General features: G+C 69.7%; 18 protein-coding genes and 1 riboswitch. Of the genes, 7 read left to right on the forward strand and 11 right to left on the reverse strand.

All coding sequences use genetic code 11. From position 1 onward, the window contains the following. Positions 1–399 precede the first annotated feature (399 nt). Entirely contained in the window at positions 400–1,398 is a 999-nt protein-coding gene (locus EBN03_RS29740; protein WP_122191467.1) for an FUSC family protein, read from the forward strand. A 1-nt stretch (position 1,399) separates the two neighbouring features. Here EBN03_RS29740 and EBN03_RS29745 read toward each other — a convergent pair whose 3' ends face one another. Together EBN03_RS29745 and EBN03_RS29750 are read right to left on the reverse strand one after the other, a co-directional pair. Continuing rightward, positions 1,400–2,431, reverse strand: coding sequence for a DoxX family protein (locus EBN03_RS29745; RefSeq protein ID WP_122191468.1), 1,032 nt, complete (start codon positions 2,429–2,431; stop codon positions 1,400–1,402). 113 nt (positions 2,432–2,544) lie between these two features. Then, positions 2,545–3,552: an LLM class flavin-dependent oxidoreductase gene (locus tag EBN03_RS29750; RefSeq protein WP_122191469.1), complete on the reverse strand. Its 1,008-nt coding sequence runs from the start codon at positions 3,550–3,552 to the stop codon at positions 2,545–2,547. Positions 3,553–3,764: 212 nt separating this feature from the next. On the opposite strand from EBN03_RS29750, the gene helR reads away from it, so the two are divergent. Then, positions 3,765–5,945 (forward strand): RNA polymerase recycling motor ATPase HelR, encoded by a 2,181-nt coding sequence (gene helR / locus EBN03_RS29755; RefSeq protein ID WP_199743022.1) that lies wholly within the window; start codon positions 3,765–3,767, stop codon positions 5,943–5,945. A 20-nt stretch (positions 5,946–5,965) separates the two neighbouring features. Here the strand turns inward: helR and EBN03_RS29760 are convergent, their stop codons facing one another. Both EBN03_RS29760 and EBN03_RS29765 read right to left on the reverse strand, forming a co-directional pair. Next, positions 5,966–6,604, reverse strand: coding sequence for a pentapeptide repeat-containing protein (locus EBN03_RS29760; RefSeq protein WP_122191470.1), 639 nt, complete (start codon positions 6,602–6,604; stop codon positions 5,966–5,968). Positions 6,605–6,660: 56 nt separating this feature from the next. Next, positions 6,661–7,479 carry a lytic polysaccharide monooxygenase gene (locus EBN03_RS29765; protein ID WP_233608728.1) on the reverse strand — a complete coding sequence of 273 codons (819 nt, stop codon included), beginning with the start codon at positions 7,477–7,479 and terminating at the stop codon, positions 6,661–6,663. Positions 7,480–7,859: 380 nt separating this feature from the next. Between EBN03_RS29765 and pucL the strand changes: the two genes are divergently transcribed. Beyond that, entirely contained in the window at positions 7,860–8,786 is a 927-nt protein-coding gene (gene pucL, locus EBN03_RS29770) for a factor-independent urate hydroxylase (protein ID WP_122191472.1), read from the forward strand. A 5-nt stretch (positions 8,787–8,791) separates the two neighbouring features. Here pucL and EBN03_RS29775 read toward each other — a convergent pair whose 3' ends face one another. Further along, positions 8,792–10,129 (reverse strand): family 1 glycosylhydrolase, encoded by a 1,338-nt coding sequence (locus EBN03_RS29775; protein ID WP_122191473.1) that lies wholly within the window; start codon positions 10,127–10,129, stop codon positions 8,792–8,794. Between the two features lie 393 nt (positions 10,130–10,522). On the opposite strand from EBN03_RS29775, the gene EBN03_RS29780 reads away from it, so the two are divergent. After that, positions 10,523–10,852, forward strand: a complete 330-nt coding sequence (locus tag EBN03_RS29780; protein ID WP_122191474.1) for a hypothetical protein — start codon at positions 10,523–10,525, stop codon at positions 10,850–10,852. Positions 10,853–11,284: 432 nt separating this feature from the next. On the opposite strand, the gene EBN03_RS29785 is transcribed toward EBN03_RS29780, so the two are convergent. The 5 genes from EBN03_RS29785 to EBN03_RS34715 form a co-directional block, all read right to left on the reverse strand. Further along, positions 11,285–12,106, reverse strand: a complete 822-nt coding sequence (locus tag EBN03_RS29785) for an SAM-dependent methyltransferase (protein ID WP_158675781.1) — start codon at positions 12,104–12,106, stop codon at positions 11,285–11,287. Further along, a complete protein-coding gene (locus tag EBN03_RS29790) occupies positions 12,103–13,404 on the reverse strand; it encodes a sensor domain-containing diguanylate cyclase (protein ID WP_158675782.1) in 1,302 nt (433 codons plus the stop codon). The genes EBN03_RS29785 and EBN03_RS29790 overlap by 4 nt, the downstream gene beginning before the upstream one ends. A gap of 188 nt (positions 13,405–13,592) precedes the next feature. Continuing rightward, positions 13,593–13,976 (reverse strand): transglycosylase family protein, encoded by a 384-nt coding sequence (locus tag EBN03_RS29795; RefSeq protein ID WP_122191477.1) that lies wholly within the window; start codon positions 13,974–13,976, stop codon positions 13,593–13,595. Positions 13,977–14,201: 225 nt separating this feature from the next. Then, complete coding sequence (locus EBN03_RS29800) at positions 14,202–15,956, reverse strand: NRAMP family divalent metal transporter (protein WP_407671267.1); 1,755 nt, start codon at positions 15,954–15,956, stop codon at positions 14,202–14,204. A 141-nt stretch (positions 15,957–16,097) separates the two neighbouring features. Next, the gene (locus EBN03_RS34715; protein ID WP_199743023.1) at positions 16,098–16,271 is read right to left on the reverse strand and encodes a hypothetical protein; all 174 of its coding nucleotides are present in this window, start codon (positions 16,269–16,271) and stop codon (positions 16,098–16,100) included. 300 nt (positions 16,272–16,571) lie between these two features. Next, a riboswitch (M-box (ykoK) riboswitch) is annotated at positions 16,572–16,742 on the reverse strand. A 123-nt stretch (positions 16,743–16,865) separates the two neighbouring features. On the opposite strand from EBN03_RS34715, the gene EBN03_RS29805 reads away from it, so the two are divergent. From EBN03_RS29805 to EBN03_RS29815, 3 genes are all read left to right on the forward strand, one after another. Next, on the forward strand, positions 16,866–17,846 hold the full coding sequence (locus EBN03_RS29805; RefSeq protein ID WP_122191478.1) for a cation diffusion facilitator family transporter: 981 nt from the start codon (positions 16,866–16,868) through the stop codon (positions 17,844–17,846). Between the two features lie 60 nt (positions 17,847–17,906). Then, positions 17,907–18,878 (forward strand): cytochrome c oxidase assembly protein, encoded by a 972-nt coding sequence (locus EBN03_RS29810; RefSeq protein WP_122191479.1) that lies wholly within the window; start codon positions 17,907–17,909, stop codon positions 18,876–18,878. Positions 18,879–18,945: 67 nt separating this feature from the next. After that, entirely contained in the window at positions 18,946–19,296 is a 351-nt protein-coding gene (locus EBN03_RS29815) for a hypothetical protein (protein ID WP_147471751.1), read from the forward strand. A 24-nt stretch (positions 19,297–19,320) separates the two neighbouring features. On the opposite strand, the gene lexA is transcribed toward EBN03_RS29815, so the two are convergent. After that, a complete protein-coding gene (lexA, locus tag EBN03_RS29820; protein ID WP_122191503.1) occupies positions 19,321–20,034 on the reverse strand; it encodes a transcriptional repressor LexA in 714 nt (237 codons plus the stop codon). Positions 20,035–20,516 lie beyond the last annotated feature (482 nt).

The raw sequence follows: 20,516 nt of genomic DNA on the forward strand, positions 1-20,516 counted from the left end.
CGGGCATGCCCGCCGCATCGCGGGGACGGGCGGACGCCTAGCGCCGGTGGCTTCCGATCGTCGTGTCCCGCTCGGTCTTCCGGCGGCCTCACGATCTTCGGACTCGGTGAGCCCGACATATGCCGAGACAGTGCCTGACGACGACAACACCCAGCCCGGTGAGCAGGCCCGCCAGTAGCAGCCGCCACGCGGTGGCGTCGCGCACGACCACCCGCAGCGCCGCCCACACAACCAGCACGGACCGCGGTGACCGGCGCCACCGATCGCCACCGCCGCCGCGGCGGTCCACGCCGCGGTCCACACGCCGGGCCGGTCGGCGGTGCGGGCGCATGCTTCGCGGAAGGACAGCAATCAGGCAGCACATATGATGCGAGTCCGCACCATCGGGAGGTACTTCGCATGCTGGGCAGGGCGATCGGCAGCCTGTTCACCGTCGGACCGCGCGCCGACGACCGCCAGCACGCACTGCGCGTGGCGGCGGGCCTGGCGGTACCCGGGGTGATCCTGGTGGCCGTGGGCCGCCCGGACCTGCTGCTGTACGCCGTGTTCGGCTCGTTCACCGGGATGTACGGCCGGATCGACGACCGCCGGACGCGGCTGCGCCATCAGTGCGAGGCCGCGGCGTTCCTGATCACCGGCGTGACCGTCGGCGTGATCCTGGCCGCGACCGGTGTCACCTCGGTCCGGCTGGTCGTGGTGGAGACCGTGTTCGCCGCTGTCGGCTCGGTGTTCGCCGACAGCCGGCAACTGCTGCCGCGCGGCCCGTTCTTCGCGTTGTTCGCGCTCGGCGCGTGCGCAATGGTGCCGGCCGGCGCGGTGTGGCCCGGGGTCGCGGTGGCGATCTGTGCGGCCACCGCGGTGTGGGCGATCGTGATCGGCCGGCTCGACACCCGTACCCGGCATCGCACCCACGTCGACGCCGATCGGCAGGTCACTCCGGTGCTGAACGCGATCCGCTATCCGCTCGCGGTCGGGCTGGCCGGCGCCTGCGGCGTGGCTCTCGGTGTCGCGCATGCCAATTGGGCGATGATCTCGGCGGCGGTCCCGCTGGCGGCGCGGGCCGCCGACACCGGGTACAGCGTGCAGCGGGCGGTCCACCGGATCGTCGGCACCTACGCGGGCCTGGTCGCGACGGCGCTGCTGCTGCTACCGCATCCGCAGCCGCGCACGCTGGCGATCGTGGTCATGGTGCTGATCTTCCCGACCGAGCAGTTCATGGCGCGCAACTATGCCCTGGCCATGGGTTTCTTCACCCCGCTGATCATGCTCATGACCGACCTGGCGAGCCCCACCGCACCGCGCGAACTCGTCGTGGACCGTGGCCTGGACACCATGATCGGCGTCGGTATCGGTGTGGCGGTGCTACTGCTGGTCCGGCCGCGGGCGGACCCGTCGTAGCTCAGCGCCGCCGCCGGCCGCGCCGCCGGCCGCGCCGGCTCTTCGCGGGTGCGGGCGTGGCCACGACGGTGTCGCGCAGCCGGTCGGCCTCGCTGTGCAGCCACTGCCCGGCCTCCCGCGCGGAATCCGCGACCACCGCGCCGTAGGCGGGCAGGGCGGTCGCCACGCGCTGCGCCGCCTCCTCACCCCGCCGGCGCCAGACCGGCGCGTGTTCGGCGACCGCGGCCGTGGCGTCGGGCATCGCGTTCGACACGACGGTCGCGACGCGCTGGGCGGCCTCTTCGCCGCGCTGCCGCCAGATCGGGGCGTGTTCGGCGACCGCGGCCGTGGCGTCGGGCATCGCGTTCGACACGACGGTCGCGACGCGCTGGGCGGCCTCTTCGCCGCGCTGCCGCCAGATCGGGGCGTGTTCGGCGACCGCGGCCGTGGCCTCCGGGATCGTGGTGGACACGACGGTCGCGACGCGCTGGGCCGCTTCTTCGCCGCGCTGCCGCCAGATCGGGGCGTGTTCGGCGACCACCGCGCCGGCCGCCGGCAGGGCCGCGGTGACCGCGCCGGCCGCGCGCTGGGCGGCGCTCTCGACGTGCAGTGCGGCATTGTGGCCGCGTTCGGTCCAGGTCGGTGTGCCCTTGGCGTCGGTGGCGGCGATCAGCAGTCCGCCGAGCAGGCCCAGATCCTTGAGCAGGGCCTGGCGCTTGGCGGCCCGCAGCGCCGGGTCGCCGTCGGTCGGGAAGGACTGCTGGACGATGGTCGACGGTACGACCGTGGCCGCGATCACGGCCGCGCTCAACCGGGGCAGCCGGCCCAGCGCCAGCAGCGTGCCGCCGATCACCCGGGCGGCCGCGTTCGCGCGGACCATAGTCCCGGCGTCCTCCGGGATCCGGGCCGCCAGCGGGTCGGGCAGCGCCCGCTGTCCGCGCAGCACCAGATCCTCGGTGACGGCGATGCTCGGCTGGGGGTGGGTGAGCGTGTAGAGACCGTCCACCACGAACACTCCGGCAAGCAACGGGCGGGCGATGCGTCGGACCACCACGGCGTTCTCCTTCGTCTGCGGTCAGCGAAGCAAGTCAGGCTGGGTCGGCGAGAGCAACCGTCAGGCTAACCCATCCGGTCTGTCCGCAGTGTCCGGCGCGCGGGGTCGATCGATCAGCCGGCGGCGGCCGGTTCGGTGGCCAGGGCCGCGGCGGTGAGTTCCACCGAGCGGATCCGGTCCTCGATATCGATGGCGTGATGGGCGGTGATCAGCTCGTCCGCCCCGATCGACTGCGCGAAATCGGTGAGGTAGTCGCGGATCTCGTCGGGGGTGCCGGCCGCCGTGTACCGCGTCATATCGGCGAGCTGACTGCCGTTGGGGGAGGCCAGGAATGCGTCGATCTCGGCATCGGTGAATTCGCCGTGTGCCGGGCCGCGCGCGATCATGCGGCGGGCACGGTCCCGGTAGGCCGCCGCGCGCTGGTCCTGCGCGGTCTCGTGGTCGGCGGCGGCGAAGACGTTGAGCGCGGCCATGACATACGGCTGCGCCAGTTGTTCGGAGGGCGTGAAGTTCGCGCGGTACACCGCCACCGCCTCGTGCAGCGCGGCCGGCGCGAAATGGGAGGCGAAGGCGTACGGCAGGCCGAACTGCGCGGCCAACTGCGCGCCGAACAGCGACGAGCCCAGAATGTAGAGCGGCACAATGCCTTCCGCGCGCGGTACCGCCTTCACACCGGCCACCCGGGACTCGCCGCTCAGGTAGCCCTGCAACTCCAGGACGTCCTGCGGGAACCGGTCGGCCGAGTTGGGGTCACGGCGCAACGCGTACATGGTGTTGCGGTCGCTGCCGGGCGCGCGGCCCAGCCCGAGATCGATGCGCCCCGGGAACAGGGTCTCGAGGGTGCCGAACTGTTCGGCGATGACCAGCGGGGAGTGGTTCGGCAGCATGATGCCGCCGGCGCCGACCCGGATCGTCTCGGTGTGCTCGGCCACGTGACCGATCAGCACACTGGTGGCGCTGGAGGCGATCGAACCCATGTTGTGATGCTCGGCATACCAGACTCGCCGATACCCGGCGCGTTCCGCGGTCTGCGCCAGCCGCACGCTGTGCGCGAAGCTCTCCCGGGCGGACCGGCCGCGGGCGATGGTCGCCAGATCGAGAATGGACAGCGCAGGGGACATGCGAATACTGCCTTTCAGGGGTATCGAAGCTCTCCGATAACAGCGCACACACCCCCGCGGGCATTCCCGCACCGCACTGTGATTCGCCCGAAACCCGGGACCGATTCCCCTGCCCCTTTCACCATACAACGCACACCGGGGCTTGCGGCAAGGCCCGGGTGATGGCGCACAATCGCTGGCCGAAGCAAATGACCAGCGGAAACAGGAGTCGTGTGGCAACCGACGGATACGAAGACGAACTGCGAACCGAACAGAACTACGTGGCGGGCCTGCAGGCCCGGCTGGACGCCGAGCGCGCCCAGGTGAAGCGGCGCTACGCGGCGGCGCTGCGGGGCAACGGGCAGGATCTCGTCGATCGCGACGTCGAGGTGCGCGCGCTGGCGAAGCAGGCCCGGCGCCTCGACGTCGCCGACCACGGACTGTGCTTCGGGCGGCTGGACGCCGAATCGGGGGAGCACTCCTACATCGGCCGGATCGGTCTCTTCGACGAGGAGAACGACTTCGAACCGCTGCTGCTCGACTGGCGGGCGCCCGCGGCCCGGCCGTTCTACGTCGCCACCGCCGCCAATCCGGAACACATGCGGCGGCGCCGCCAATTCCACAGCCGCGGAAGGCAAGTCGTCGCCTTCACGGACGAGGTGCTGGGCCGGCCGGGCACGGGCGAGCACGGCGACGCCGCGCTGCTCGCGGCGGTGAACGCGCCGCGCGGCGAGGGCATGCGCGATATCGTGGCCACCATCCAGGCCGAACAGGACGAGATCATCCGGCTCGACCATCCCGGGGTCCTGGTGATCGAGGGCGGCCCGGGCACCGGGAAGACCGTGGTAGCGCTGCACCGAGTCGCCTACCTGCTCTACACCCAGCGGGAGCGGATGGAACGGCACGGCGTGCTCGTGGTCGGGCCCAATCCCGCGTTCCTGCACCACATCAGCCGCGTGCTGCCCTCGCTGGGCGAATCGAACGTGGTGTTCACGACCACCGGCGACCTCGTGCCCGGGCTGCACGTCACCGCCGAGGACTCCCCGGCGGCCGCGCGGGTGAAGGGCTCGCTGGCCATGGTGGACGTGCTGGCGGCCGCGGTCGCCGACCGGCAACGGCTGCCCGAGGCGCCGGTGACCGTCGAACTGCGCGACGTGGTGCTGCGCCTCGACGCCGACATCGTGAGCTGGGCCCGCGAGGAGGCGCGGGGGAGCGGGCAGCCGCACAACGAGGCGCGTGCCGTGTTCACCGACATCGTCGCCTACGTGCTGACCGAGCGGGCCGCGGCGCGGATCGGCCGGGGCTGGCTGACCCGCGACGACCGGGAGGCCTGGGACAACCTGTGCGCGGACCTGCGCACCGAACTCGCCGAGGACGCCGCCTTCCTTGCCGCACTGGACGAGTTCTGGCCCATCCTCACCCCGGAAACGCTGCTGGCGCAGCTGTATTCGTCGCCCGAGCGACTGCGGGCGGCCGGTGCCGACCCGGTGCTGGCGCGGGCCGACGGCGCGGCGTGGACGGTGTCGGACGTGCCGCTGCTCGACGAACTGGCCGAACTGCTGGGCGGCGACCGCCCCGTCGACCCGACCGCCGAACGGGAGCGGGCCGCCGAGATCGCCTATGCCAGTGGGGTATTGGACCTCATGGTCGGCCGCGCGGACATGATGGACGACGAGGACCATCTGTTCGCCACCGACCTGCTCTACGGTTCGGACCTCGCCGACCGGTTCGTCGAGCGCGACACCCGCGAACTCGCCGAACGTGCTGCGGCGGACCGGGACTGGACCTACCGGCACATCGTGGTCGACGAAGCGCAGGAGCTGTCGGAAATGGACTGGCGGGTGCTGATGCGCCGCTGCCCCGGCCGGTCCTTCACGATCGTGGGTGATCTCGCGCAACGGCGTTCGGCAGCGGGTGCGACCGCGTGGGGCGCGATGCTGGAACCGTACGTTCCCAGCCGCTGGGCCTACCGGGGGCTGACGGTGAACTACCGTACGCCCGCGGAGATCATGGCGGTGGCGGGCGCGGTGCTGGCAGAGTTCGCGCCCGGCGTGCGGCCGCCGGAATCGGTGCGCGCCTGCGGGGTGCAACCCTGGTCGCGGCAGGTCGCCGACGACGAAATCGCCGATGCGGTAGCGGAATTCGTGCGCGACGAAGCGGGGCGGGAGGGCACAAGTGTGGTGATCGGGCCGCCGGACGTGCCGGGGGCGGTGAGCGCCGCGCAGACCAAGGGACTCGAGTTCGACGCGGTGCTGGTCGTGGATCCGGACCGCATCCTGGCCGACGGCCCGCGTGGCGCGGCGGAACTCTACGTGGCGCTCACCCGCGCCACCCAGCGCCTCGGCGTGCTGCACCGGCGGCCCTTGCCCGCGGCGCTGGCCGGGCTGGCGGCCGATAATCGCCTGTCCGCGTGAGTGTTCGGCTTGGACAGCGCTCAGTCCTCGACGATCAGGCCGAGTGCGGCGGCCAGGGTGGGGGCCAGGGACAGCAGCTGCTCGTGGTCGATGATCGCGCCGCGCAGCGCCTCGAATCCCGCGCTGACGCCGATGCTGTGCGCGCCCCGGAAATCGACCTGCTTCAACGTGGCCTTGGTGAGTGCGAGGCCCTCGACCCGGGAACCGGGGAAGGTGACCCCGGACAGGCGGGCGCCCGCGAAGTCCGGGTCGCGCAGCACGCAGTCGCGGAAGACGACCTTGTCCAGGGTGGCGCCGCGGAAGTTCACGTGGTCGAGCTTGCAGCCGGCGAACTCGACCCGGCGCAGCTCCGCGCCCGGGGCCTCCACCCCGTTCCAGGCGCATTCGCCGAGTTCGGTGTCGCGCCACGACGTATCGGCCAGCGAGGTGCCGGTCATGGTGACATTGCGCTGCCAGACATCGTGGAAGCGGCCGTGCAGCAGCAGGCCGCCGGCGAACGTGAGGTCGGTGAGCACCGATTCGGAGAACCGGATACCGCGCAGGTCCGGTTCCTTGTACTCGTCACCGTTGAACCGTTTGCACTCGTAGTCGCCGTCGGCGACCGGGCCCGAGGCCGGCTCGAGGTGTGCGGCGAAGGGGAGTTCGGCGAGTGCGCGCATGCAGCGATCCTCACAGACGGCCGCCGTGCCCCGGACGCGGGGCACGGCGACCGGCGTCACATCACCATCTGCCACAGCGCGGGCGCGGCCTCGGGCGTCCAGCTCGGGTCGTAGACGGTGTGCTCCTGCAGGCAGCGGTAGGTCATGTCGTCGTAGGTGACGGTGTCGCCGACGGCGTAGTGCGCGCCGACCCGCCAGGCGCCAGGGGTGGGCTGGGTGGTGGTGGGCTGCGCGGTGGTGGTCGTGGGCCGCGGGCGTGACCGGTGGGGCGTCGTGGTGGCCGACGGTGTGGTGGTGGCCGACGGTGTGGTGGGGGTGGTGGTGACCACCGGAGTCGTAGTCGGCGGCGTGGTCCCCGTTCCGCCTGCGATGTCCAGGTCGACGCAGCTGTAGAAGGCATTCGCTGTGTCGCCGATATTCCAGACGGCGAGTAATTTCTGCTTCCCGGTGAAGGAGCCCAGATCGACATGATGGGTCACGCCGGACATCGGTGGCTGTTCATTGTTTCCCGCGATGGTGGTGAGCAGGGTGTCGCCGATGAAATATTGCCAATTCAAGGTCCGGTGATTAGCGGTGAAGGTCCACGAGAAATCCACGCTGTTGCCGACCTTCGTTGCCGCCCAGCCCTTGCTGTCGTCGTCGAGTTCCGGATATTTGTCGGCGCTGCAATTGTGCAGTTCCTTCGGGCCCTCCACACTCTGCGGCTCGTATTGCACTGGGCCGCACGACACTACGCCGGAAGCGCACTGCGCCTGGCGGCTGGGCGGGGACGAGATATAGCCGTGCGCACTGGCCGTCGCCGGTGGCGGCACGGCCAGGACCAGCGGGGTTGTGACGAGCACTCCGGCGGCGGACAGCATTCTTCTGCGGATCACGAGACTCCTCGGCAAGCAGCTACGACAGGGGTGCGGTACGGCACCTGGTAAGGAATAATTTCTGATCTCGATCTGATGAACTAGCTCGAGATCAAACCTTAAAGCCGCCGATGACGGAGCGTAAAGCGATCGAAGGAATTCAATAGAATAAATAACGTGCACTACTGATCGGTCGGTATTCGCTGCCCGGAAAACGAATTTGGTGGAGCGAATTCGTTCTGCTCGAACAGTTCCTTTTGTCTGTTGTTTCGGACGATCGCGCGCCTCGGCTGCGTCGCACCCGACACCGGCGCGTGACACCGATGTCCACCGTTGGTGACCCGCTGTTCCTACGATGGCGGGATCGCAGCCGCGCACCCATCAGCCGAGGGAGATCGCCTATGACATCGACCGGATCGGAGCCGGCCGCCCCCGGCGCCGTCGTACTGGGCGCGAACCAGTACGGCAAGGCCGAGGTCCGCCTGGTGCGGATCGTGCGCGACACCCCCGTGCACCGGATCATCGATCTGAACGTCACCTCGCAGCTGCGCGGAGACTTCTCGGCTTGCTATGCGGCAGGCGACAACTCGCTCGTCGTGGCCACCGACACCCAGAAGAACATCGTCTACGCCCTGGCCAAGGAGATCGGGGTGGCCTCGCCGGAGGAGTTCCTGCTCGCGCTCGCCCGGCACTTCACCGTCTCCTACGACTGGCTGACCGGCGGACGGTGGGCGGCCGAGGAATACGGCTGGGACCGGATCGTGGTCGACGGCGCCCCGCACGACCACGCGTTCGTGCGCGGCGGCCGGCTCGTGCGCACCGCCGTGGTGCAGACGGCAGGCGAGAACACCTGGGTGATAGCGGGATTCACCGATTGCGTGGTGCTGAAGTCGACCGGTTCGGAGTTCCACGGCTTCCCGCGCGACCGATACACCACCCTGGCCGAGACCGACGACCGGATCCTGGCCACCTCGATCACCGCGCGCTGGCGCTACGCCCACACCGAGGTCGACTTCAACGCCCGGCACGCCGAGATCGTCGATCTGGCCTTGCGGACCTTCGCGAGCGTGCACTCACTGGCGTTGCAGCAGACCATGTTCGCCATCGGCACGGCGATCCTCGAGGCCTGCCCCGAGGTCGCCGAGATCAAGCTGTCGTGCCCGAACAAGCATCACTTCGCCGTCGATCTCGCGCCGTTCGGGCTGGACAACCCCAACGAGGTGTTCTTCGCCGCGGACCGGCCCTACGGCCTGATCGAGGCGACCGTCCAGCGCGCTGGCGCGGCAGAGGTGCCGCAGGCGTGGGAGACTGTGCCCGGGTTCTGTTGAGCCGCTTACGAATCGGGTAACCGGACCGGGTCGGAGCAACTGTCGGGCAGGTTCGCCCAGGAGCAGTCCACCGGCCGGTGCGCCGGCCGGAAATCGGCGGGGACGCCACCGTTGCGGGTGATGGCCGAATACGCCGCGACGGCGTCGGTGGGCCGGCGGGTCAGGAACGGATCGTTCACCACGTCGACGGTGTAGAGCCCGAAACGCGGGTCGTAGCTACCCCATTCGTAGTTGTCGGTGATGCTCCAGTAGTTGTAGCCGATGACGTCGAAGCCGTCGGCCTTGGCGCGCTGGAGCCAATAGACGGTGTCGCGCAGGTCGTCGGCCCGGGTGATCCCGTCCGGGCGGGGGAGCCCGTTCTGGGTGGCGATGCCGTTCTCGACGATGTAGAGCGGCAGGCCGGGATACCGGTTCGCGTAGTAGCTCAGCGCGTAGTACACGCCTTCGGGCTGCCGGTTCTTCTGCCACGCCTTGCCGAGCGGGCCCGGCGTGAACGGCGGCAGCGTGCCCGCGCTGAACCCGTCGTAGTAGTCGATGCCGATGTAGTCGAGATGCCGCGACGCCGGATCGAACAGCAGGCCGTTGAAAACCGGCTCGGTGGTGCCGGTGGTGAAGGCGATGTTCATGGTCACCATGGCACCGGGCTGGACCTGGTGGATGTAGTCGTAGATCGTGTTGTGCGCGTAGTCGACTCCCTGCTGCATCATCGGGGCCGAGGTCAGCGGGAGGGTGAGGTTGGCCACCTCGATCTGGGTGTAGATCGTCGACTCGTTGAACGTGACCCACAGCGGATTGCGGGAGGCGTAGCGGTCCACCACTTTTCGCGCATTGGCCAGCCAGTCGCCGACCATGTCCGGGTGCCCCCAGCCGCCGCGGTCGGCGGCCCAGCCCGGGTACACCCAGTGGTCCAGGGTCAGCATCGGGCGGATGCCGGCCGCGGCCAGGGTGTCGAGAACCGCGTCGTAGAAGGCGAATCCGTCCTCGTCCCAGACGCCGCGGCGGGGCTGGACGCGGGCCCACTCGACGCTGATCCGGTAGACGTTCACGCCCAAGCCCACGGCCAGGTCGATATCGGAGCTGTACCGAGTGTAGAAGTCGACGGAGTCGCGGACGGGCTCGTACTGCCAGGGCTGCTGCTGCACATAGCGCGACCAATTGCTGTCGGGCGCATGGCCTTCGCACTGGAAGCCGGCGCTTGCCACACCCCACATGAAGTCGGAGCCGAGCGGGGCGATCTCCGTCGGTGCGAGCGGGCGCGCACCGGCGCGCGACCACGGGACGGCCAGAGCGGCGGCACCGCCGGCGAGAACGGCCAGAGCGTGTCGGCGATTGAGTGAACGCATCGCACTCCTCCAGAGTCGAATCGGCTGACTGATCCCGGCCGGAGCCGGCCTCGCAGTGATAGCCAGTCTGACTAATGACTGGTCAAGCGACCTGATGGGTGCGGCGATTGTGACGGCGGCACAACGGATTCGAGATCCCGATGGCGGGCATCCGCCTGCCCGAGGTACTTTCGTTACCTCGATGGGACAGAAGTGGCGCAGTCGTGCCACTGCGAGAAATTGCACTGCCGTGCGAGAACGCTGGTGGGGAAACGTTGCGGTCGGTTAACGTCGACACGTGAGGAGTGCGGCGGTGCCGATGATGGGGGCCATGGGCATGGGGTCTCGCGCCGAGTCGCGGGCGGCCCACCGGAGCATTGTTCCGCATTCTGCGATCGCCCGATTGCGACCGACATGATCGTATCCAGTGGCGGTGGCATCCGATGGCTGTTTCACACCGAGCTGGCCGACGGTCGATGGGCCAAATGGTTCGCGACCGCGGAATCCCCGGCATCGATCCGGGTGAAGGGCGTGCGTGACCCGCGGGTCGCCGATCCCGGCATGGTCTGGGGCGACGCCGACCGGCCGCTGATCCTGCCGCCGGGCATGATCTCGTTCCGCATCGGCCGGGAACCGGCGCTGCCGGTGCTGCGGCATGCGCTACCCGAAACGTGGCACGACCTGTGGAATGCGGTCGAAGACGAATACGCGAAGTGGGCCGTCGGCAACTTCGGCTGGTTTTGAGCGCTTCGCCCCATACGTCCGGTTGTCGGCTCCGAATCATGAGTAGATGGCCGCGACACTAGGGCGAAAGGAAGTAACAGTGATGCTGTCAAGTCTTGTCGGCACGCTTCTCACTGGGCTCTACAATCTGCTGGGAATTGTGATTTCCATGTGGTGAGACTGCACCGCCGCCCGCGACATCAGCGGCGTGATTCTGCAACGGTCCGCAACGACCGGCGGATCCGCTGAGCATGATAGCGTGCCCGCTCGGGCGCGTAACCGATACCGCCCGTGCAGTTCTCGATCCCGAAATGCAACAGAAGGGCGGAACTAGTGATCGTCGGTCTGGTCGGCTTGGCTCTCGGGGCAGTCGCCGCGGTTATCGGAATCGTAGTCTGAATCCCGTAATTCGGCATGAATGGCCCGTATCGCACTGCGGTACGGGCCATTTCGTCATTCCCGTAGCCCGACCGCCACATAACCGTCCAGGACCGGCGGCGCCGGCGCCGGCTGCTCGGGCTCCGCATGCCAGGCCGACACGCGCGCCACGCCCGGTGGTACCAGGGTGAATCGCGACAGCAGAGCGGCGATCTCCGCCGGGGACCGCAACCGGTCCGCCTTCCCGATCACGATCCGGTTGACCGCCTGGATTCGCTCGCCCCGGTCGCCGTCGTCGGCCCGGCCGATCTGCGAGATCGCGAACCGGCTGCCCGGGGCCATCACCTCGTACAACCGGGCGCCCAGCCGCTCGGCCGCCACGTCGTCGTGCACCCGGTGCAGGACGCCGATCAGCAGGGCGGCGATCGGTCGCCGGAAATCGAGCACACCGCGGATCTGGGCGTTCTCCAGGATCTCGTCGATCTCGATCAGATCCCCGCGCACCGCGGTGGCCCGCGGGTCGGCACCCAGCTGGCGCCGGCTCATCGTCACCGCGACCGGGTCGATGTCGACATAGGCGACGCGGGCCAGCGGATTCACCGCCCACGCCATCTCGTGCACGCTCCCGGCCGCCGGGATACCCGAGCCCAGGTCGAGGAACTGATCGATGCCCGCGTCCAGCATGTGCCGGACCACCCGGCGCAGCAGGGCCCGGTTCGCCCGGGCGATCCGCGCCGCGTCCGGCAGGATCGCCGACAACCGGGCCGCGATGCGGCGATCGATGTCGAAGTTCGCGAAGCCGCCCAGGAAGTAGTCGTAGATGCGCGCCGGACTCGGGATCTGCGGATCGATCGCGTCGGCGGCCCAGTCGGGCCCCGGCGAGCCGGCCGACGTCACGCCGGGCCGCCTGCATGACCCGCGCCGGCTGTGGTGTCGACACTGTGCAGTACCCAGCGGTTACGGCCCGCCGCCTTCGCCCGGTAGAGCCCGGAGTCGGCCGCTTCGAGCAACTCCTCCGGCGTCGTACCCACCGCGGTCGACACCACCGCGCCGATGCAGGCCGAGATCGTGAGCAGGTGCTCGTCGATGCGGACCGGGTCGACCAGCGCGGCCAGCAGGGCCTCCACCACCCGGCTGATCTGCGCGGCATCGGTGGGCGGGGAGAACAGGATGACGAATTCGTCGCCACCGAGGCGGGCCAGCATCGCGTCACCCGAATGTGTGGAGAGGCGGTCGGCGGCCGCGGCCAGCAAGCGGTCGCCCACACTGTGGCCGAAAGTGTCGTTGACCGTCTTGAATCCGTCCAGGTCGATGAAACCCACACCGATCCGGTCGGTGGGATCGCTCGCGGCGATGAGCCCGGTCAGTACGTCCACCAGCTGCCGCCGGTTGGGCAGCCCGGTCAGCGGATCGTGGCGGGCCTCGTGCTGCAGCTCGTCCTGCTGTGCCCGCCGCAGTGTGATGTCCTCGCCGATCGCGAGCAGATACGCGCCGTGGCCGCCGGTGGCGGGCGCCAGCGTCGCTACCCATTCGGCCCAGCCCAGCCGCAGATCGGCCCGCCGGTACCGGGTCTGCATGCGGACCGTTCCGGCGCCCGTGGCCAGCAGTTCGTCGATGCGCGCGACCGCGCCGGCCCGGTCCTCGTGATAGACCAGGCCGGAGATGAGACTGCCCTGTATGGCGGCGAGCGGTTTGCCGAGCATGGCGACCAGGGTCGGGTTCGCGTCGACCAGCCGCCCGCGGGTGTCGCCGATGGCGATCCCGAAGGCCGCGTTGTCGAAGACGATGCGGAAGCGCTTCTCGGCCGCCTCCCGGGCCTCGGCCATCGCGGCCTGCAGCATCTCGGTCCGGCGGGTGCTGACCCGCAGCAGGGCCTCGGTGTACCCGCGGGCCAGCTCGGCCACCACCTCGGGCAGCCGGGGACCGGATCCGGCCGCCTCGGTGAGCGCGCGGGCGGTGACGGTCAGCGCACGCGGGTCGGTGAGGTTGAGCCGGACCAGCTCCGCGCCGACGGCGGCGGCGGGCAGCGGCGCGAACGGCTCGGAGTGGACGGCATTCACCAGGGTGGCGAGCAGGTGCGCCAGGAGCGTGTCGAACTCCGCCACGGTCATCGGGACGAACCCGGTTTCGGTCAGTGCGGATCGCCAGCGCCGGGCTACGACGTCGGACGTCTCGTGTGCGGTTATGTCTGGCACCTCCGCCCCCTGTCGGCACTGGCAACCATGCCAGATTACCGCGACGGCGTATCTGCCGGTCGGACGCGCGCTCCGATTCGTCGAAAGCGCCGCGCGTCCGGCCGGGCGGAGGCGTTTGTGCCGCAGACGAAATTCATTACCGACGGGATCCGGATAACGCCGGTGTAATACACGCCGTGAATTCGGACTTATCCGCTCCCGGTGTTGAGAAAGGACAGGGGATTGGCGTCGCGCAAGAATCGGCCGCAAACCGGCCATGCCTTGACGCCCTGCCCCACGAGCACGAGTTCGGCAACCCTTATCTGTTCGTTCTTCGGGCTGTCCGAGGGCAGTCCGAATCCGCCGTAGGAGCGCCAGGTGGCCAGACTGAACTGCAGGCCGCCGTAGTATCCGTTTCCGGTATTGATTCGCCAATTACCGCCGCTCTCACACCGTGCGACCCCTTCCCAGTCGTGCAGGAAGGGCAGGGCGTGAGCTGGGGACGACCCGTGCCACGAGCCGATAGCGAACATGATGCCGCTGAGCGATAAGACCGTGTAGAGCTGCGCGCGAAGTCTCCGATGCGGCGTCATTGCCACCTCTCTCGATACAGTTCGAACAGGGTCGATGTCTCTCGAGTAGGGAATATCGGCGACCGATCCGGGGACCGGTTGTTGCATTAACTGATATGTAGCCGGTGCGACGGAAATTGAAACCTGATGTTACTTTGCTGAAGGTTTGCCGTCGAGAGTCGTGACCGGCCCGAAACCGACAGCGGCCCCGGGCGAATACGCCCGGGGCCGCCGCGGTGGGCCGGTTCAGCCGCCGATCGACTGCACGATCTTCACCACGACCAGGGTCACCGCGACCACCAGATAGCCGCGCAGCGCGATCATGCCGCCCGCGCGCAGCGGGGAGAACACCGGCCGTTCCAGCGTGTCCAGGGCCGGGGTGCGGAAGGCGTCCCGGTCCTGCTCGAGGATCTTCTTGCGCTCGGCTCGGGACAGCCGGGTCGAGTCGAGCTCCTCGACCTGGCCGGGGTCCAGGCCGCCGAGCTCGGCGGCGGTCAGCACCGCCGCCCGGCGTTCGGCCCGGCCGCGTGCCACCGCGATGGCCCCGGCGCCCAGCAGCCCGATCACCGCACCCGCGCCGAAACCGGTCTCGATCGTGCGCGCCGTCAGGTGGCCGAAGAACACCGAGGCGGTCAGCGCCAGCGACAGCAGCACCAGCGCCCAGACGATGATGCCGGCCACGATGTTCTGCCGCGTGGTGTTGACCCACGGGCCGAGCACCGCCTTGTCGTTGCACAGCAGGACCAGGAACACCGTGGCCGACGGCAGCAGTACACCCGCCAGCGCCTGCACACCCTGGGTGATCAGACCCAGCACGTGGTCCGGCGCGAACGACACCGAAGCCGCGATCAGCAGCAGCGCGGCGTAACCCACGTAGAACACCGGGGCCTCGGTGATCTTCCAGTGCAGCGAGTGCCGCTTGCCGAGGGTGTCGCCCAGGGCGTAGGTGGTGGCCAGCCCGACCGCGTTGGCGCCGATCAGCGAGGCGTCCAGCAGCAGGATCGCGAACAGCGCGCCCACCGACCCGCCCGCGTGGTCGTGCAGCGCCTGCGCCACCGCGCCCGCGTCGGTGAAGTCGCCGAAGGCCGCGGTGCCACCCAGCCCGAACGCGGTCGCGGCCATGATGGCCACGGCACCCAGCATCACCACGACGATGCCGACCCACAGGTCGATGCGCTCGTAGCGGATCCAACGCGGGGTGATGCGCTTGTCGATGATGTTGGACTGCTGGAAGAACAGCTGCCACGGCGCTACGGTGGTGCCGACGATCGACACGATCAGCAGCAGCAGCGTCGAGTTCAGGCCACCGGGAAACGACGGGACCAGGCCGTGGGCGCTGGTGGCGAAGCTCGGGTGCACCAGGAACGCCATCGGGAACAGCACGATGTTCACCGCGATCAGCCCGAACAGGAACCGCTCCCAGCGCCGGAACGAACCGCCCGCCACCATGGCGAACAGGCCCACCGCGGCCAGCGGTACCGCGATCGTCTTCGGCAGCCCGAAATAGCCGAGAGCCAGTGAGACACCGATGAATTCGGTGACGATGGTCAGCGCGTTCACCAGGAACAGGTCGCCCACGCTGAAGGCGCCCCAGAACTTGCCGAAGCGCGCGAAGATCAGCCGCGCGTGCCCGACGCCGGCGACGGCGCCCAGCCGGACCACCATCTCCTGGTTCACGTACAGCACCGGGACGAGCAGGACCAGGGTCCAGACCAGGGCCATGCCGTAGTTCTGGCCGGCCTGGGCGTAGGTCGCGATACCGCCCGCGTCGTTGTCGCCGACCATGACGATCAGGCCGGGGCCGATCACGGCGAGCAGCATGCGGAACCGCTGCCACCGGCTGCGGCCCTCGAGGGTGTCGTGCTGACCGATGCTGCCCAGCGCGCCGACGATGTCGCCGACATGCGCGCTGTCCATGACCGCGGTCGAGGCCTCGGTGGCCGGGGCGGAGGCGGTCGCGGTGGCCGAGGTGCGGCGGCCACCGGTGGAGAAGAAGGCCATTGCCGTTCTCTCCCTTCCTGATTCGAACGGATCCGGAACAGGGTGGACACCGAGCTGGGTGATGCGGTGACCGCGCGCACGCGCGGTCCCGCGTCCCCGGCACCGTGCCCACAACTGTGTGGGGGGAGCGGGTGGAGCTGATTACCGGCTGTGGCCGCCGAGCGAGGCGGTCACGACGGCGACCGGGCTCATGGCGACCCGCAGGTTGTGCCGCTCGGCGGCGGTGAGGTGGTGGCGCGCCCAGAAGCGGCGGGCCGAGGTGGAAACGGCCGTCCGCAGTGCGGCGGCGCGGATGGTCGGCGTGACGAAGGCCATGATCGGCTCCTTCGGTGCGGGCTGCCGCCGACGGGCATCACGCGGTCGAGTACGGGCGCAGCAGTACACCGGCCCGCGGCCGGAACGGCGGCGGGTGGGATGGCTACGGTTTCCCGGACTCAGGCGGCGCGGGGCCCTGGGCGGGCAGGCGACGATGAGGGGGGTTTTCGAACCGGACTCGAAGCCGGACTATCGCCGGGTTTCATTCGTACCCTCACCTCCTTGCCGCCGAGACGCACGTGCGCGTCGTTACACCCTGGATCAGCATCGATGGAGGACAACGCCCACCGGAACGGTAGGCGAGCACCCCTCTCGTCAGAGCTTCGGCACTGTACGACGTGTCCCGGATTCGGGAAGCCACTTCGGATCACCCCTTAATCCGGGGAGATCTGTCCTAACCCTGGGCGTCTCTCGACGTCGTCGGATCAGTGGCCTGTGTTCGTACAGGAGCCTCGCCTAGCGAGGTGCTGACCTGGAAATGGTGGGGCCGACCTCCGGAAAAGTCAAGTCGGGGGCCGGGAGCCACCCGCTTGTACACATAGCGATGTGTGCATATGATTGCCCGTGGTAACGGACCGAGGGAAGGGTGAAACGGTGGGCGCAGGCCACTCGCACAGTCACGGCGGGCACGCCGGGCACACGCACGGCGCCGGTGCCGACGCGGACCGGCGCTGGCTAGCCGGCGCCCTCGCGCTGATCGTCGCCTTCATGTGTGGCGAGGTGATCGTCGGTATTGCCGCAGGTTCGCTGGCCTTGCTCTCCGACGCCGCGCACATGCTCACCGACGCCGCCTCGATCGCCCTGGCGCTGTGGGCGATGCGGCTCGCCGCCCGGCCGCCGGCCGGCCGGATGACCTTCGGCTGGCGCCGGGTCGAGATCCTGTCCGCGCAGGCGAACGGGATCACACTGCTGCTGCTGTCCGCCTGGCTGGGCTTCGAGGCGATCCGCCGCCTGATCTCGCCACCGCCGGTCACCGGCGGTGCGGTGCTGAGCACCGCGCTGATCGGCATCGTGGTCAATCTCGTTGCCACCTGGATGATCTCGCGCGCCGACCGGACCAGCCTCAATGTGGAGGGGGCGTTCCAGCACATCCTCACCGACCTGTTCGCCTTCGTCGCCACCGCGGTCGCCGGTGGGGTGATGGTGTGGACCGGCTTCGGGAGGGCCGACGCCATCGCCACCCTGGTCGTAGTGGCGCTGATGATCAAGGCGGGGGCCGGGCTGGTCCGGGCCTCCAGCCGGATCTTCCTCGAGGCCGCGCCCGCCGATGTCGATCCCGGGCAGATCGGGCGCGCGATGGCCGCCCGGGACAATGTCGTCGAGGTCCACGATCTGCACATCTGGGAGATAACCTCGGGTTCGCCAGCGCTCTCCGCGCACGTCCTCGTCGATCCCGGTAGCGACTGCCACGCCGTGCGCGTCGAGTTGGCCGACTGGCTCGAATCCGAGCACCACATCGAACACACCACACTGCAGGTGGATCACGCGCAGCCGGCCACGCTACAGGTCGGCACCCGCCCCGCCACCCACTGCGCGGAGATCCCGGAACCTGGCAAGCCGCCCACTCGCGCCTGACCCGCCGGGGGTGCGCTCCAGCCGCGTCCCGGGCGCGGGGATACTGGGCCCGTGGCTTGGATGTCGACTCCGCTGACCCTGTCGTCCCTGCTGACAGCGTGGCGCTGGGACACCTCGGTGGTGGTACTCACCGTGGCGCTCGCCGGCGGCTACTGCTGGGCGGCGCGGCGAGCCGCCCGCAACGGCAGCCCGGTCGCACGCACGCAGGCGGCGGCCTTCCTCGGTCCCGGCCTCGGGGTGTGGCTGCTGACCGGGATCAGCGTGGTCGGAGCGTATTCGGGGACCCTGATCTGGGTGCGGGCGCTGCAGATTCTGCTGCTGCTCTACGTGGTGCCGTTCGCACTGGCCAAGGGCCGGCCGGTCACGGTCCTGCGGGCCGCGCTCGGGCCGGGCGGGCAGGCGCGCCTGGACCGGCTGCTGGACTCGGAATGGGCCCGCACACTGACCTATCCGCTGGTCGGTTCGGTCTTCGTGCTCGTACTGCCGTGGGCGCTGTTCCTGACACCCTGGTACGAGGCGGTGCTGCGGCACGGTGTCGTCGACGCGGTGAGCCGGGTCGTGGTGGTGGCCGTGGGGTTCGGCTACTTCTACTCGCGTCTGCAGGTCGACCCGGTGCCGCAACGGTATTCGCAGGGAATCTCGTTGCTGATCACAATCTTCGAGTCGCTGGCCGACGGCATCCTGGGCCTGGTGCTGTGGATGGGCCCGCTGGTCGCGTCCGGTTACTACACCGAGGTCGGCCGACACTGGGGTCCCGACCTGCGGATGGATCAGATCATCGGCGCCGGGATCATCTGGGTGCTCGGCGACGTGCTGGGTCTGCCGTACCTGCTGTCGCTGATGCGGGCCTGGGCCTCGGACGAACGCCGGCGCGCCGCCGAGGTCGACGCCGAACTCGATGCGGCGCAACCGATTCCGGCCGCCACGGCGGCCGTGGACGCGGCGGCGGTCCCGGAACCCGAGGCCACACCCGCCGCGAGCGGGCTGTGGTGGGAGAACGACCCGCAGCTACGCGCGCGATTCCGCCGCTGAGCGGCGCGCCTCCCGACACCCCGGTGAGGTCCACGCCGGACGGGCGCGCGCGGGGCACCATGGGGGTATGACTCGACGTCACTGGCTCGCCCTGTGCGCAGGTTCGGTCGCGGGTGTCGTTGCGATCGGGGTGAGCGCCGGACCGGGCGCCGCCGGTGCCCTGCCGGCGGTGACGTACCGGGGCGGCGCCACGATCACCGCGCACCTGCAGGGCGAGCGACCGGGCTACTCCTGCCAGATCGCCGCCCACGACATCGACGGGCCGTGGCGGACCGTCGACAGCGCCGGCACCGCCGATCTGGACTCCGGCGCGCTGCCGCCCGGGCGGCACCGGGTGCGGGTGATCTGCGAGGACCGGGCCCGCGGTGACGTGACGACCCACGTCGTCGGTGCCGCCACCGAGGTGACCACCGGCTAGTCCCGCGAGCTCACCGGACCGCTACTAGATCTTGCGGATGACCGTGACGACCTTGCCGAGGACGCGAGCGTCGTTACCGGGGATCGGTTCGAACAGCGGGTTGTGCGGCAACAGCCAGACGTCCTTGCCGGTGCGCTTGAACGTCTTCACCGTCGCCTCGCCGTCGATCATCGCCGCGACGATGTCGCCGTTGTCGGCGACGTTCTGCTGGCGGACCACGACCCAGTCGCCGTCGCAGATCGCGGCGTCGATCATCGACTCACCGACGACCTTCAGCAGGAACAGCGAACCCTCACCGACCAGTTCCCGGGGCAGCGGGAAGACGTCCTCGACCGCCTGCTCGGCCAGGATCGGCCCACCGGCCGCGATCCGGCCCAGGACGGGGACGTAGGTCGGCACCGGGTGCTCGGAACCGGCGTCGGTGTCGACCGGGTGCAGTGCGGTCACCGCGGCCGTGCCGGTGGCGCGCACCGCCGTCTCGTCGAGGCCGCGAACGTCCACGGCGCGCGGGCGGTTGGGGTCCCGGCGCAGGAAGCCCTTGCGTTCCAGAGCGCGCAGCTGATGGGCGACCGACGACGTGGAGGTCAGGCCGACCGCGTCGCCGATCTCCCGGATGCTGGGCGGGTAGCCGCGGTCGCTGACCGAGGTTCGGATGACCTCCAGTACCTTTCGCTGCCGCGCGGTGAGATCTGCTGCGGTGCCGGGCGATTCGCCGCCGTCGGCATCGGTGGCCGGCATGGCCGGCCCCTCGTGTCCGTCCGCCGTCCGTTCGCTCACGGTCGCCATCCTCCGTTCCTCGGTGTACGTGTGGTGCGCTCCCGGCAGAGTCGCGCCGTGCCGTGCCGCCGGCCCGGCGAAGGTGAATTCGCCCGTGGGGCTGGTGCTCCGGCTTCGCCGGTGGCCGTGTTCCGACTCTAATCCGACGATCGCCAGGTTTCAAACATCTGTTCGACATATGTCGTGCGAGGGGTGACTTTGTCGCCGGGGCGTGATAGAAATCGAACACACGTTCTTCGAACACATGATCGAACAGAGCCGGCTGTCACTGGTCGATCTCGTCCCGCCACCGCACCCTGGAGGGTAGTCCGATGCGTCACGCTGCCAGCGAATTCGACTTCGTCACCATCGATTCCGGCTCCGCGCCGGATCCGGCCGTGGGCGGCGACGCGCGCCGGCCCGGCGCCGCGGCATCGCGCGCCGGGCGCGCCACCGGCGCGCCC

The sequence above is a fragment of the Nocardia stercoris genome (assembly GCF_003696265.1).
GTDB classification, from domain to species: domain Bacteria; phylum Actinomycetota; class Actinomycetes; order Mycobacteriales; family Mycobacteriaceae; genus Nocardia; species Nocardia stercoris.

Excerpts from the sequence above, each read along its gene's own strand:
- EBN03_RS29740 (WP_122191467.1), top strand. The coding sequence starts at position 400 with ATGCTGGGCAGGGCGATCGGCAGCCTGTTCACCGTCGGACCGCGCGCC.
- EBN03_RS29750 (WP_122191469.1), bottom strand. The coding sequence starts at position 3,552 with ATGTCCCCTGCGCTGTCCATTCTCGATCTGGCGACCATCGCCCGCGGC.
- EBN03_RS29760 (WP_122191470.1), bottom strand. The coding sequence starts at position 6,604 with ATGCGCGCACTCGCCGAACTCCCCTTCGCCGCACACCTCGAGCCGGCC.
- pucL (WP_122191472.1), top strand. The coding sequence starts at position 7,860 with ATGACATCGACCGGATCGGAGCCGGCCGCCCCCGGCGCCGTCGTACTG.
- EBN03_RS29775 (WP_122191473.1), bottom strand. The coding sequence starts at position 10,129 with ATGCGTTCACTCAATCGCCGACACGCTCTGGCCGTTCTCGCCGGCGGT.
- EBN03_RS29780 (WP_122191474.1), top strand. The coding sequence starts at position 10,523 with ATGATCGTATCCAGTGGCGGTGGCATCCGATGGCTGTTTCACACCGAG.
- EBN03_RS29795 (WP_122191477.1), bottom strand. The coding sequence starts at position 13,976 with ATGACGCCGCATCGGAGACTTCGCGCGCAGCTCTACACGGTCTTATCG.
- EBN03_RS29800 (WP_407671267.1), bottom strand. The coding sequence starts at position 15,956 with ATGGCCTTCTTCTCCACCGGTGGCCGCCGCACCTCGGCCACCGCGACC.
- EBN03_RS34715 (WP_199743023.1), bottom strand. The coding sequence starts at position 16,271 with ATGGCCTTCGTCACGCCGACCATCCGCGCCGCCGCACTGCGGACGGCC.
- EBN03_RS29810 (WP_122191479.1), top strand. The coding sequence starts at position 17,907 with ATGTCGACTCCGCTGACCCTGTCGTCCCTGCTGACAGCGTGGCGCTGG.
- EBN03_RS29815 (WP_147471751.1), top strand. The coding sequence starts at position 18,946 with ATGACTCGACGTCACTGGCTCGCCCTGTGCGCAGGTTCGGTCGCGGGT.
- lexA (WP_122191503.1), bottom strand. The coding sequence starts at position 20,034 with ATGCCGGCCACCGATGCCGACGGCGGCGAATCGCCCGGCACCGCAGCA.